The organism is Lawsonella sp., from assembly GCF_011525565.1.
Lineage (GTDB): Bacteria > Actinomycetota > Actinomycetes > Mycobacteriales > Mycobacteriaceae > Lawsonella > Lawsonella clevelandensis_A.
On record NZ_WVRS01000007.1, the window covers coordinates 14,137 to 27,964 of the forward strand.

A 13,828-nucleotide genomic window follows, 5' to 3' on the forward strand; every position below is an offset into this window, starting at 1 on the left:
TTCTCCCCTGGCTCTACCCCACTATTTTGCATGTCGTAAAGTATGGTTCCGCCTCGTTTGCGAGCAGCGCCGATATTCCTACCTATGCCGCTCGCGGAGAGGGGCCCCTAGGGTCCCTCAGTACCTTCTTTTCTCTCCTGGGACTGGGCGGTATCTGGAATGCGGATGCTGTCCCCGCCAGCCGCTCCACGTTTTTTGTTTTTATTGCGCTTGTTATCCAGCTTGTACTACTCAGCATTGGAATATGGCGTTTCCGCAGATCCAAGACACGCCACCTGGTATATATGTGGGTGGGGGCCGGCATTCTAGGACTCCTAATTATCACATTCTTCTCCTACCCCGTTGGCCTGCACGCCGCCGAGTGGCTTGCAGAACATATTCCGGGGACGGAACTTTTCCGCGACGCCCACAAATGGATGGCGCTTATTATGCCCATCTATGCGGTCCTGGTAAGTTCCTGCGCCCGCGCCATCTACGAATTCAGCTACCGGCACACCCTCTTCGGGAAGCGCATTGATGCCCGCACCACCACAGCATTACTGTGCGTCCTCATTATTCTTCTGCTACCGGACGCACCCATCGCAACCGGACAGCATCTGCAGCCCGTTTCCTACTCTTCGTCCTGGAATGAGATCCTCAAAGCAGTCCACGATAGTGACGGCGACATGATGGTGCTCCCCAGTGGGCATACACGTATTTTTGAGGGCGGCAACAACCGCCCAGTACACGATCCCGCACCTTATCTTGTTCCCGTTGAGGTTTTAACAAGTAATGCGCGCCCGCTAGAGGCAGACTACTCCACCGAGGAAAAGACTAACCCGTCAGACGATACGCAGGAGCAGGACAATTCCTCTGCTCCGCAGGCTTCACCCATTACGCCAGTTACACCTGTTTCGTCTCCCTCATCTACGTCAACGACGTCACCGCCCTCGCCTGCCCATGAAGAAACGCGTGCAGACCAGGTTAACCAGGCTCTTTTAGAGGGCGCGCCAGCAGAAACCCTAGCTGCTCTGGGAGTGCGCTGGGTACTTATTGAGCACACTGTTGCGCCCGCAGTCCCAGACACTTTTGAATTCCGCAATGCGCTACGCGGTTTGGAACCACTGGTGACGGCACCGGACCTTACTCTTTACCGAGTACCCGGCACTGTAAGCCACAGTTATGCGCCAACGCATTGGGAGTGGTCACTAGCTTTTACCGCCCACGTTATCTGGCTTCTGCTGATCGTGGTGAGCTATGTGGCCATGTTCTGGCTTATTATCAAAGACCGTAAACACGCCAACAGCAGCAGAACACTATAACGCACTGGGCAGCCAGTGCGCCCGTTAGTTAATACTGGCAGGGTGTGGCGGCGGGAAAGCGTGCGGGAAGTACTTCGACGCTTTCTGTCGAATATCTTCCGGAGTGTAGATGTAAGGTAGCTTTTCCACTTTCCTGACGTTAGGGAGCGTCGCTTTTATTGTTGACACTTGGTACGGCACCCACGAGGAGATCGTGAAGAAAACAGTGTATCCACTCTGATTGGGAAGGAAGTAGGGGTTATAGAGTTTTGCCCCCCTGGCTCGGAATAAGAGTGTACCGATTAGTCCAGTTAATAAGGTCCTTCGAGTACCGCAGATAAATGTTGTCCCCACTGCCAAGAGTAAGCAACATGAAACGCTTAATACGAGGATTCCATTGCACAGACATTTCGGATGCTCTACCAGGGATAACAGGATATGCTGCAGACGGATCCCCCTGGACCCAGTCCTCTCCATCCCAGTATTCCCAGGAGTCTAGATCCTCAAAATCCTCAATGCGGACACGGGAAATATAACCGTCCCCCATGCGGCCACTAGGGGTACCGAATTCGTAGACATACTTCCCGTACTTCACAAAAGCACCCATTTGGAAGTTCTTAAAGCCGTCCTTGTTCGTCCGGTGAATACTGGTGGGAAGCCAGGTAGTGCCATAGTCGTAGGACTTATAGATATGGGAGAAGTTAGTTACCCACTGCCCCGGATTTCCCCAACTACGGACAGACATGAAGTCAATATACTGAACTCCGTTGATGGACAGTGCCGCGGTGGGAATCTTCGATAGTTCATTGTGTTTACCATGTCCACAATCAACAATTTCTTCGGCCTTATTTTCAAAACCAGTAAAGAATTTGGTGGTGCGAACATTGTAGGGATTACGAGTATCTGCCCACGCTAAAGCCGACCCGCGGAAACGGCTGAAGGGACCAAAGTGCCCAGGACCATAGTTATCACCGAATGCGATAAGGGTACGGCCATCACCAGTACTCCAGGTAATTCCTAGATCGGAGCTCCAAATACCAGCATCGCGGGAAACACTATTAGCAGCCCCAACTCCAACAAGTGGTTTGCCCACAACTTGTGCATCTCGAGATCTGATAATAGGGGCACTGGTATGGGGTCCCAGAGTAAGAGTGATATGCGCACGCGAGATACTTTGACGCGCTACTTTGACAGGTTTAGGGATAAGTTCTTTTCCCGCACGAGGAGGGAGATAGACGATGTGAAGGGGATCGAATTTGGAGAGATCCCGATGGAAGAGACGGTCGGGGAAAATGAGCCCTTTCAGGCGGTGGATAGCATTCGGAATATCTGAATGCTTCTTACCATTGTGGTTCTTACCATCATCGGGTTTTTCTGGGTGCTCATGGCGTTCTCGTTCACGCTGCGCAATTTCTGTGGCGCTCGGGTATCCAGCTTGGGCAGCGGTAACGGGGTCCTCAATGATGAGGGGTGGTTCAAGGGTTTCTGCGGCAGAAGCAGGAGTGGTGGGGGCAAAGAAAAACCCGGATATAAGTGTGACAGTGAGAGCGGCAGCGATGCTTGTACTGCCGATGCTCTGTGAGCGCACGATATTCTCCTTATGAGCGGTACAACCGTCTGTACTGTAGCGCCTATATTGTAGCGATAGTGCCCTCCACTACATCAGTAGTGGAGGGCACTATTTTCTTACTATGTATCGTTCTCAGGGGTAAACCCTAGAGACTCAACACATGTAACTAGTTCTTGGCGTCGGCAATACGCTGCTTGAGAGCCTCGTACTCGTCGAGAACTTCCTGCGGAACCTTCGGGCCGAGTTTCTTGAACCAGGCATCGAGGTCGGGAAGCTCGCGCTCCCAGTCAGCCTTGTGAACAGCGAGGGCAGCCTTAACGTCATCCTCAGTGTAGCCTTCGAGGCCGGTGAGGTCGAGATCCTCAACGCGGGCGGTCTGGCCGACGATGGTGTTGTCAGCTTCGACGCGGCCTTCAAGACGGTCAACGATCCACTTGAGGACACGGCTGTTGTCGCCGAATCCTGGCCAGAGGAACTTGCCATCGTCATTCTTGCGGAACCAGTTGACGTAGAAGATCTTGGGCATCTTGTCGCCGCCCTTTTCTCCCATGTCAATCCAGTGCTGGAGGTAGTCGCCAACGTTGTAGCCGATGAAGGGGATCATGGCCATGGGGTCGCGGCGGATGGAGCCAACCTTGCCCTCAGCAGCAGCGGTCTGGCCGGAGGAGAGGGTGGCGCCAATGTAAACGCCGTGGTTCCAGCTGTATGCTTCGGAAACCAGCGGAACGGTGTCGGGGCGACGGCCACCGAAGAGCATGGCGGAAACCGGAACGCCCTTGGGGTCGTTGAACTCTGCAGCGGTAACTGGGCACTGGGTAATCGGCACAGTGTAGCGGGAGTTCGGGTGAGCGGCGGTAACGTCGGAAGCAGGGGTCCAGTCGTTGCCGTGCCAGTCGGTGAGGTGTGCCGGCGGCTCGCTCATGTCTTCCCACCAGACGTCGCCGTCATCGGTGAGGGCAACGTTGGTGAAGATGCAGTTGCCGGGCTCCATGGAACGCATGGCGTTCGGGTTGGAGTCGTAGTTGGTGCCGGGGGCAACACCGAAGAAGCCGTTCTCGGGGTTGACGGCGTAGAGGCGGCCATCTTCACCGAAGCGCATCCAGGAAATGTCATCGCCAACGACCTCAGCCTTCCAGCCGGGGATGGTCGGCTGCAGCATGGCGAGGTTGGTCTTGCCACATGCAGACGGGAAGGCGGCGCAGATGTAGTAGGCCTTGCCTTCGGGGGAGGTGAGCTTCAGGATGAGCATGTGCTCAGCCATCCAGCCTTCGTCACGAGCCATGACAGAGGCGATACGGAGGGCGTAGCACTTCTTGCCGAGGAGGGCGTTTCCGCCGTAACCGGAGCCGAAGGACCAGATTTCGCGGGTCTCGGGGAAGTGGGTGATGTACTTGGTCTCGTTGCAGGGCCAGGCGACGTCTTTCTGGCCGGGGGCGAGAGGTGCGCCAACGGAGTGGACGCCACGAACGAATTCGCCGTCTTTGCCGATCTTGGCAAGAGCAGCTTCACCCATGCGAGTCATGATACGCATGGAGACAACGACGTAAGCGGAGTCAGAGATTTCAATACCGAGCTTAGGATCGTCGGCACCAAGGGGACCCATGCAGAAGGGGATGACGTACATGGTACGGCCCTTCATACAGCCCTTGTAGTGCTCGAGCATTTCTTTACGCATTGCATTGGGCTCAGCCCAGTGGTTGGTGGGGCCAGCGCCATCTTCGGTCTCAGAGCAGATGAAGGTGCGGGATTCAACACGAGCAACGTCAGCAGGATCGGAGAGAGCCAGGAAGGAGTTCGGCTTCTTCTCGGGGTTCAGCTGGGTGAAAGTGCCACCGTCAACGAGTTGTTTGGTTAGACGGTCCCATTCTTCCTGGGATCCGTCGCAGAAAACGACATGGTCGGGGGTCATAACCTCGGCCCACTGGGCGACGAAGTCAATGATTTTTTCATTCTCAGTGGGGATGGTTCCCTCGAAACCTGGAATGGTCTTTGCAGTCATCTGTCACTCCTACAAGTAATTGATGTCATGTTCCATGTTAGTAACGAATGACGATGAGAGCACATCTTCCTTGAGTGATTTGGAGGTAACATTCCCCCCTCAATGTGATTTAAAATACATATTTTCGTGACGGCTTCATATAAGTGCAGTTAGGTATTCCTATAAAAAGCACGTCAAACGCTACTTAATCGATACTCTACGCATCTAGCGTCGGAGGGTACGGAAGCTGCCAACGCTGATTAGTTCCGTCAAAACAAATGTTTTGCAGGTGGTCCACAATGCCATCCGCGTCCTCATCGCTGAAGACAAGCATGCCATCTTCATAACCCAGGGTTGCGCAGTGGTTTTCATCTATCTCTATGGCAAAACAAAGCTTCCCAAGTTCCATATACATTTCACCCGGACGTAATGCATCGATATCCCCATGGGTAATGGGACGTATAATTTCGTCCCCATTAGAGGCATACGAGGTAACACCTACCTCCCCCGTTGGATCAATAAGTCCTACTCCTACAGTTTGCGTAGGACCAGTCGTCATCTCACCCGGATTGAAGAATGTGATATCTGGCTCATACTCGTTGTCATAGTCCCAACACACCGCTTCATCGGTAATATATTCGCCGGTTTGCGGATCGATGGGGGCGTTCATGGGGATAGGAACCCACTCGTTTCCCATCGCATCGGTGACGACAAAGGCAGACCCAAGCCATGGGTCAAAAGGAATCTCGAAATCGGTCATGACGCTCTCCGCTCTACTTTCTGTTGGGAAATACTGCTGCTATTAGCCGCCGCACACGGGCGGGGCCACTGATGAAACTTGTACTTGATGGGAAATTAACTGGGGACTTAACGAAAACCACTGGACTCATAAAAGGTTCCCTTCCACTGGCTCAGCTACCTCTTCATGAGATTCTTCGACAGAACTACACGAAGCTGGACTACACGAAACTGGGTTAGAAGCTGCCGGGCTAGGAGCTGCCGGACTAGAAGATTGTGGTTGCTGATTCTGCTTGAGGATAAGCGCGACACGACGCGGAACAACCCGGTCAGCTGGAAACCCCTGACTCCGTAGCTCGTCAAAGGGGATACTGGCGAAAAACCAGTGCGCCATAAGCTCTTCCACACGCCGATTCATATCACCACGGATTCCGCTCACCAGCAGATTCCGTATTTTTTCCTGGTGTTGCCGGTACCGCAGCATAGCCACAATTCCCATAAACATGAATCCCACAACAACAGCTGCCAGGATCCACCAGGAACCATGCACATTCACCCCGGAATAGTCCAAGACAAGAACAACGCCGCGTACCACACCAAGACCCGCCGCAAGCGACAGGACTGCTGGGGCCACAACATCAAGCGCAATGTTAGGAACACTTTTCACCATGTCCTGCTGACTGCGGGAGACATCATCAACAGCCCGCACAAGATCCTGGGCTATAGCATTCCGCAACCGTGGCGGAACACTATCCCTAATACCCAGCTGCAATAGCGGAATAGTGTCGTAGGCGCGCTCCTTCCACTGCTCCATCGGCTGATTCTCGGATGGCAGTGCCTCCTGAATCCACCGATCAATCGCAGTTCGCACCTGCACCCGCTGAACACTGAGATTCTCATCGCGTTTCTTGCGGTAATCTTTTTCCACTTGAGTACACGTTTGTACCCACGCATCACTACCCATTTGTCCTCCGCAACATCAGTTCCAATGTTTCTGTTTGGAAACCACTTCCTGCTGCCGCATTCATCGCAAGAAGAACACTTCTCTCCGTGGATAGTTCGCGTGCACACCGCAAAGCCAAAGTATGAGCAGCTATCTCTGGATCCGACCAGTCAACAGGGGCGAGGACAAGCGGAACCGGGTAATCCTGCGGAAGCGGCGGCGCTATCCCCACCTGCACCACAAGATCCGGCCACTCCCCCACACGTTGCCGTGGCGACAATGCGCTCTTACCGCCTGACTGCCACAAGCCATACACACCAGCTTTAAACGTTGCCGCCGGAATGCACTGCGCCGATAAAGACGACGCCGGGGACATGACAGGGGTATCGCCGCGATAGCCAGAAACGACCTCAGTAGGTTGTTGTGCAGCCAATTCCCGCACAAGATGCTTCTGCAGATACTGGGCTACTACCACAACCGGAGGACGCGTCTTGGAACCATTCGTAGGGGGAGTTACTCCAAAACCATCGCCAGTAACAGCGATAAGCGCTGGTCGTGTACAGACAGACCGGAGAGCACCCGCCCATCCCGTAGCACACTCGTCATTGGTAATACCCGGCCACGACTGCAGCGCTAACAAGAGCGCACGCGCCAAAGGGCGAGCCGGCAGTGGAACCTGAGCAGGACCATACTGCTGTGCACTGGTAGATCGCATAGCCTGAGCAGACCGTGAAGCCTGAGCAGACTGTGAGGGGTATGAAGACCGCGTAGACATGTGCCCTCCTTTCGTGTGCACTAGTGTGCCTAATAGCGCGACAGTATTGGAGAGCTACTTTTGCTCATTATTAGGAAATAAGCAGGTCAGAGTACATAAATATAGGAAAAAAGATTTTTAAAAATTATTTTCTCCACCCCCATTAACCCCCTTACAACCCCACAAACACCCGCATATATAAGGGAAACGATCCTGTGAATCAGTGACATATCCGCAGCAAAAAGTGACATTTTCCGTCAAACAAGGAACGATGAGAAGGTGACTATGCGCCCAGACTCTAACTCCTCTACGCGCAACGCGCGCTGGAATGATCCTGCATACCGGGAAGCACTCGCCGCTGAAAAACGCGCCCACAACGCCAAACGCGACTCCTCCTCCCGGCTCTACCCCCGGGTGACGGCTTTCCGTGCCCGCAAGGGCGCTATTTCCGATGCCAAACAAGCCATCTGGGACGAGTATTTCCCCCAATTAGGAAAAGACGTCTGCGATGACCGCCTAAGCACCACCGACATTGACACGTGGTTTGGACGCACCGCCCCCACCGTCCTGGAAATTGGCTTCGGCACTGGCACCTCCACCAGCACCATGGCGAAAAACGAACCGGACATCAACGTCCTAGCGCTAGAAGTGTACAAGCCCGGCATGGCACAACTCCTGGCCCGCATGGTGCGAGAAGACATCCCTAACATTCGTCTGCTCCGCGGCGACGCCGTCGACATCATGGAAAGTATGCTCCCCAGCAACTACCTAGACGGCGTGCGCGTCTTTTTCCCCGACCCCTGGCCGAAAGCCCGCCACCACAAGCGTCGCCTCCTGCAACCTGGTACTTTCGAACTGATCGCCAGTGTTATGCGCCCCGGCGGTATCCTGCATGTTGCAACCGACCATGCTGAATATGCTGAATTTATAGAAGAAACCGGCGACGCTTGCCGCTACCTTATCCGGCGGCATGAGGGGCTTGCCACCCCCGCCCCCATGAGCCTGCAGCGCCCCACGACTAAATTTGAGGGGAAAGGTTTACGCGAAGGGCGCGCTATCCACGAGTTCATCTGGCAACGCCCGGAAGGAGACCCACATGACCAGTAACAGCACGCCTGCACGTGCACTTCTCATCTGGGACGCACCCAATATGGACATGGGTCTTTCCGCCATTGTGAGAGGCCGCCCCAACAGTTACCAGCGCCCCCGCTTCGACGCCGCCGGCCTATGGCTCCTCCAACAAGGCGCCGCAGTAGCCGCCGAAGAAAACTGCGACCCCGAGAACATCATCTGTGAAGCTACACTTTTCACCAACGTTAACGAGTCCAACATTGAGGGCATTCACTCCTGGATAGACGCCCTCCGCAACATAGGCTTCTCTGTTTTCGCCAAACCCAAAGAAACCGCCGATAGCGACGTTGACGAGGACATGCTCCGGCACCTCTCCACCCGTCTTGCTGAGGGCAACCTCAAACTTGTTGTTATTGCCTCCGCTGACGGCCGCAACTTCCAGGCCACCCTAGATGACCTCGCTGCGCAAGGAATACGCGCTATTGTGCTGGGCTTCGCGGAAGAATGCACATGGGCGATGGAAGACCCTAACCTTACCTTCGTTGACGTGGAAGAAATAGAAGGACTCTTCCAACATCCACTCCCCCGCATGGATCTTGAGCATCTCCCCAGCGGTGGCGCCTGGCTACAACCCTTCCGTCCCCTCCGCGCGCTCCTCCACCGCGCCACTGACCGCAGCGACTCCATCGTCCCCGATGACGACAAGCAGCACACTAGCCAAAGCAGTACCGATCCTCACACTAAGCACAATGATGAGAACACTGATGAGCGCAGTGATGAGCACCCCGAGGAGGCACTGAATGTTTAGCAAATGGGGCGAATTTGTGCAGCGCCACCGGGTGCTTGTACTTATCATCATGGTCGTGCTGGTTGCGGCACTTGGAGTTGTGGGACAGAAACTCCCCGACTACCTCAGCCAATCCGGATGGTTCGACCCTGCCAGCGACTCCATTACCGCCGCGGACACAGAAGAACACACATTTGGGCGCGACAATTCCGCCGACGTCGTCGTCATGTATGACGCACCCGCCGGAAAAACCGTTGACGATAAAGACTTTGCCAACACCGTCCAAAACCACCTGGACCAGCTAAAAAAAGACAACCCCACATACGTTGACGGCATTGCCAGCTACTGGAACACGCACCAGAGCATGCTGGTGACCAAGGACAAAAAACATGCCATGGCCTCCATCCGCCTGAAAGGCTGGGGCAATGACATCCTGAAAAACTACCGAAAGATTGAAGACCAGGTTCCCGTTAAGGGCGTCTCCCAACATATTGCCGGCCAAACCCCCGTCTCTGGGGCATTGGACACCGGCATGGCCAAGGACATTAAACGCTCCGAACTGATGGGTCTTCCGATTGTCGGTATTCTCCTCATCATTGTGTTCGGTGGCGTGTTGGCAGCCCTCCTGCCGTTGCTTGTGGGTGGCCTCTCCATTATTGGCTCCACCGGCATTCTCACTCTTATCAGTATGACGACGGAGGTCAACGCCTTCGCACAGTCCTGCGTTACCCTCATTGGCCTAGGCCTGGCCATTGACTACGCCCTCTTTATTGTGAGCCGCTTCCGCGAAGAAATGGCAGAGGGCTTCGACACTAGAACCGCCGTCACCCGAACTATTGCCACAGCGGGCAGAACTGTCACATTTTCAGCCATTATGGTGGGAGTTTCCCTCTCCTCCATGCTGATCTTCCCGCAGGCCTTCCTTAAATCCGTTGCCTACGGCACCATTTCTGCGGTGCTGCAGGCCGCCGTTTTCTCCCTCACCATTCTCCCCATCTTGCTGAGCTACCTGGGGAAGCACATTGACGCCCTCCACATTGGCAGGCGGAAGAAAGAACCCACCCCGCTGGAGCTCTATAACGGTTTCTGGGGACGCATCTCCGGCAATGCGATGAAACACCCCGCCGCCACCATTGTGCCCATTGTCCTCATTATGTTGGGGTTGGCTCTCCCCATGGGGAATCTTCAATTTGGTGGCGTGAACGAAACGTATCTGCCGCCCGATAACAAGACTCGCCTGGCGCAGGAAGCATTCGATAAAGAGTTTCCAGAGATGCGCACCAACCCGGTGAAAGTGGTTATTACTGGTTCCACGGGTGTGCAAACCGGCGCTATCTTAGCGGAGATTAACCAGGTCAAGGGCCTCACCGGCGACTTCCACGTTGTGAAACAAACACCTGTGGATAAAGACGGCAAAGCCATCACCGTCCTCCACTCCGGCGTTGTTGACATGAAAAACAACTCGAAAGTAGTGGGCGACATCCGCGACAAACTGGACATGCTCTACTCCGGCGGCGGCACCAGCCAATTCGCCGGCACCAACATGGACGGCTCCCACGCCTACGTAGGCGGTAACCCCGCCCTGGAGAAAGACTCCATTGACGCCCTGCTGAAGCATTTACCAGGCATGGCCATATACATGCTGGTGGCTATTACCATCCTCATGTTCCTCACCTTCGGATCACTAGTATTGCCCATTAAGGCAATCCTTATGACCCTCCTCTCCATGGCCTCCACCCTGGGTATCCTCACCCTCATCTTTATTGACGGGGTGGGCGCCGACGCCCTCAACTTCACCCCCGGCCCCATGATGAGCGCCGTCCTCGTCCTTATCGTGGCTATCCTGTTCGGCCTATCTACCGACTATGAAGTGTTCCTGGTCTCCCGCATGGTGGAGGCGCACGCCGCCGGACACAGTACCCAAGAGTCGATTCGCTTCGGCACGGCCTCCACCGGCCGCATCATTACCGCCGCAGCCACCATCATGATTGTGGTGACGGGCGTCTTCGGATTCTCCGAAATCGTCATGATGAAATACATTGCCTTCGGCATGGTAATCGCCCTCTTCCTGGACGCCACCATTGTGCGTATGCTGCTGGTTCCGGCCGTCATGCGGGTACTGGGTGACGATAACTGGTGGGCTCCCGCAGGCATGAAACGGGTACAGCACAAGATTGGTTTGAAGGAATCCGAACTAGACGACTCCACCCTGTCCCTTGTGAACTTCGCTACCGGCACCGAGCTTGCAGCGGTTAGTGCAACCAGTGCGGACGCGAACGCGGAACGTTCTGCCCGACGCATTAAAGATCCCACCCTACTGCAGGATATTTCGACGGATACGGGCTTTAGCGAACCCCGCACTTTTACTGCCCAGCAGATAGCCGACCACGTATCGGCCGACGACCAAGCACCTGCCAGCGCCGATAATGGCACCGTAGCCAGCCCTACAGATGGCGAGAATGCTACCGTCACCACGGATAATCGTACGGACACTACGAACAATGCGGGTACGGGTAATACAGGTACGGGTAAAAAGCATAAGAAATCACATGGTTTCTTCGGCCGCCGTCGTGCCCGTAAAGATGCTGAACAGCGACAGGCCGTCGAGGATATTCGCCGCTCCCAGCGGGAAGCCCAAATGCGTGCACAGCGGGAAGCCCAGGCAGCAGCCCAAGCAGCAGCGCTCGATGCGGCGACATCGAACCCCTATGAGGATTTCAACACCGGCGAGAATACAGCCGATGATACGGCGATTAGATCCCGCATGGACGACAATTACGGTGAGCTTTTCCAACATACGGATACGCAACGCCAGTCCTACCACACGGACGAGTATGAAACCGTTGACACATCTCGCCCGGGGCTACATCCCGTTTCTCGCCCAACGGCGCGAGCACGTAGACTGGATAACCACGTGAGTAACCGCAGTGGCCACACTAGCCGCCTGCATACTCTTACTCCGCATACTGAAAACACGACTCCCCACAGTCGTACTCATAACACTGCTCAAGCAGACAAGACGGATACGCCCTCCAGTAAAACCACACACAAGAAGAACAACAGCAGTAACAGTGGCAGCTGGGTTGACTCCCGTAATGAAGGACAACCCATCACCACAGAAGAACTTATGCGACGCCTACGAGAGGATAACGAAAACTGACGGAAAAGGAACTCCCTGACATTAACGACATCAGGGCACCCTACGTCCCCTCCTTGCACACGAGCAAGCATGGGACGCAATCCGCAGTACCTGAAAAAGCAGTACCTAAAAAAACAATATCCACTAGCACCGTCGCTAATATTTCTGACGACGTTCTAGCAGAGAGTCCCCTCAGTAGCACTACCAGCAACGCTGCCAACAATACTGCCACCAACACTGCCGATGACGTCCTAGAAGATGATTCTACTGACCCCGGAACGTTCTATGTTGAGACAGTGACAGACGAAGACGGCTCCACCCATGTCACTGGACCAGCAAAGAAAAAATCCAAAAAACACCGCCCTTCAAAAATAAAGAAGTTCTGTAAGGGCGTGAAGAGCACGTGGAATGCTATTCCACGCTGGATCCGCTCCTTCATTATGCTGGCCATTCTGGCTGCTATCCTCTTCGTTCTCTACGAACGCACACCCTTCTTGAAAGATGCGTTTGTCGCTATCCGCACCGCGAACTATTGGTGGCTGGCGGCATGTATAGCTGCCGCGATGGCCTCCATGCTGTCGTTTGCGGCGGTCCAGTGGACGCTGCTGCGGGCGGCCGGCGTGCACTCCCCCTTCTGGAAAAATACCGCCATTGTTTTCGCCTCGAATGCACTCTCCGGCTCCATACCGGGTGGCCCCGTCCTGGGAACAGCACTAACCTACCGGGAAACCCGAAAACTTGGGGCCAGCACTGTGGTGGCCACCTGGCAGTTGGTTGTTTCGGGTGTTCTGGCTGGCGTGGGCCTAACCATTCTGGGGTTAGGTGGCTGTATTTTTGTTGGCACCACCTCCAACCCGTATCTTTTATCGGCGGCACTAGTTGCCCTCATTGCGGTACTGGCAATACTGCAGTGGGCCATGCATAATCCCAAACTTATCGAGGGCCGTATTCGCCCCATTGTTGCGTGGGTGCAGAAGAAACGCCATAAGGATCCGCAGCCTGCCCTGGATAAACTGCACTCCACGATGGAGCAGATGGATGCAGTGGAACTATCCCAGAAAGAATTACTGAAGTCTTTCGGCTGGTCTTTCTTTAACTGGATAGCAGACGTAGCCTGCATGGGGTTTGCCGCCTATGCGGTGGGAGCGCACCCCAGTGTGGGTGGTATGGCCATCGCCTATGTATCCGGCAAGATTATTGGTACCGCGCCCGTCACCCCCGGTGGTGTGGGTACCGTTGACGGCACTCTTGTGTGGGCTTTGACGTTGGGTGGTTTAACTGCCGCTAACTCCCTGGCAACAGTGCTGGTGTATCGCCTTGTCAGTTTTGCTCTGATGGTGCTTATTGGCTGGATACTGGTGTTTGTTCTTTTCCGCGGGTCGGAGAAAACATCCTCCCTGGAACTCGACGATGCGGCTGCGGGCACTTCCACGAACGACACCAAAAATGACGCTAAAGACGATGCTGCAGACAACACTGCGGACGATACTGCAGCTAAAAAAGCAGCCGCTACGGGCAAAACAAGCCACACTACAGACGATGCTGCACACTGCCAATAAGCAGTGCTA

10 protein-coding genes are annotated in these 13,828 nt (G+C 54.8%); 5 read left to right on the plus strand and 5 right to left on the minus strand.

Annotated elements, in window-relative coordinates; genetic code table 11:
• Positions 1–26: 26 nt before the first annotated feature.
• Positions 27–1,301, plus strand: a complete 1,275-nt coding sequence (locus QZV76_RS04705; protein ID WP_290598678.1) for a hypothetical protein — start codon at positions 27–29, stop codon at positions 1,299–1,301.
• Between the two features lie 238 nt (positions 1,302–1,539).
• On the opposite strand, the gene QZV76_RS04710 is transcribed toward QZV76_RS04705, so the two are convergent.
• The 5 genes from QZV76_RS04710 to QZV76_RS04730 all read right to left on the minus strand — a co-directional run bounded on the left by QZV76_RS04710 (position 1,540) and on the right by QZV76_RS04730 (position 7,284).
• On the minus strand, positions 1,540–2,868 hold the full coding sequence (locus tag QZV76_RS04710; RefSeq protein ID WP_290598679.1) for a DUF4185 domain-containing protein: 1,329 nt from the start codon (positions 2,866–2,868) through the stop codon (positions 1,540–1,542).
• A 148-nt stretch (positions 2,869–3,016) separates the two neighbouring features.
• Complete coding sequence (locus tag QZV76_RS04715) at positions 3,017–4,849, minus strand: phosphoenolpyruvate carboxykinase (GTP) (protein WP_290598680.1); 1,833 nt, start codon at positions 4,847–4,849, stop codon at positions 3,017–3,019.
• 196 nt (positions 4,850–5,045) lie between these two features.
• The gene (locus QZV76_RS04720; protein ID WP_290598681.1) at positions 5,046–5,588 is read right to left on the minus strand and encodes a hypothetical protein; all 543 of its coding nucleotides are present in this window, start codon (positions 5,586–5,588) and stop codon (positions 5,046–5,048) included.
• A 126-nt stretch (positions 5,589–5,714) separates the two neighbouring features.
• Positions 5,715–6,530 (minus strand): hypothetical protein, encoded by an 816-nt coding sequence (locus QZV76_RS04725; protein ID WP_290598683.1) that lies wholly within the window; start codon positions 6,528–6,530, stop codon positions 5,715–5,717.
• The gene (locus QZV76_RS04730) at positions 6,523–7,284 is read right to left on the minus strand and encodes a hypothetical protein (protein WP_290598684.1); all 762 of its coding nucleotides are present in this window, start codon (positions 7,282–7,284) and stop codon (positions 6,523–6,525) included. The genes QZV76_RS04725 and QZV76_RS04730 overlap by 8 nt, the downstream gene beginning before the upstream one ends.
• Positions 7,285–7,548: 264 nt before the next feature.
• Here QZV76_RS04730 and trmB point away from each other — a divergent pair, with 264 nt between their 5' ends.
• From trmB to QZV76_RS04750, 4 genes are read left to right on the plus strand one after another with little or no spacing between them, the layout of a single operon-like run.
• Positions 7,549–8,370, plus strand: a complete 822-nt coding sequence (gene trmB, locus QZV76_RS04735) for a tRNA (guanosine(46)-N7)-methyltransferase TrmB (protein WP_290598747.1) — start codon at positions 7,549–7,551, stop codon at positions 8,368–8,370.
• Complete coding sequence (locus QZV76_RS04740; protein ID WP_290598685.1) at positions 8,360–9,142, plus strand: NYN domain-containing protein; 783 nt, start codon at positions 8,360–8,362, stop codon at positions 9,140–9,142. The genes trmB and QZV76_RS04740 overlap by 11 nt, the downstream gene beginning before the upstream one ends.
• A complete protein-coding gene (locus QZV76_RS04745) occupies positions 9,135–12,281 on the plus strand; it encodes an MMPL family transporter (RefSeq protein WP_290598687.1) in 3,147 nt (1,048 codons plus the stop codon). Before QZV76_RS04740 ends, QZV76_RS04745 begins: the two co-directional genes overlap by 8 nt.
• 53 nt (positions 12,282–12,334) lie before the next feature.
• Complete coding sequence (locus QZV76_RS04750; RefSeq protein ID WP_290598689.1) at positions 12,335–13,819, plus strand: YbhN family protein; 1,485 nt, start codon at positions 12,335–12,337, stop codon at positions 13,817–13,819.
• The last annotated feature ends 9 nt before the right edge of the window (positions 13,820–13,828 follow it).

Bases quoted from the DNA above. Each gene is read 5' to 3' on its own strand.
- QZV76_RS04720 (WP_290598681.1), bottom strand. From the start codon at position 5,588: ATGACCGATTTCGAGATTCCTTTTGACCCATGGCTTGGGTCTGCCTTT.
- QZV76_RS04725 (WP_290598683.1), bottom strand. From the start codon at position 6,530: ATGGGTAGTGATGCGTGGGTACAAACGTGTACTCAAGTGGAAAAAGAT.
- QZV76_RS04730 (WP_290598684.1), bottom strand. From the start codon at position 7,284: ATGTCTACGCGGTCTTCATACCCCTCACAGTCTGCTCAGGCTTCACGG.
- QZV76_RS04715 (WP_290598680.1), bottom strand. From the start codon at position 4,849: ATGACTGCAAAGACCATTCCAGGTTTCGAGGGAACCATCCCCACTGAG.
- trmB (WP_290598747.1), top strand. From the start codon at position 7,549: ATGCGCCCAGACTCTAACTCCTCTACGCGCAACGCGCGCTGGAATGAT.
- QZV76_RS04745 (WP_290598687.1), top strand. From the start codon at position 9,135: ATGTTTAGCAAATGGGGCGAATTTGTGCAGCGCCACCGGGTGCTTGTA.
- QZV76_RS04740 (WP_290598685.1), top strand. From the start codon at position 8,360: ATGACCAGTAACAGCACGCCTGCACGTGCACTTCTCATCTGGGACGCA.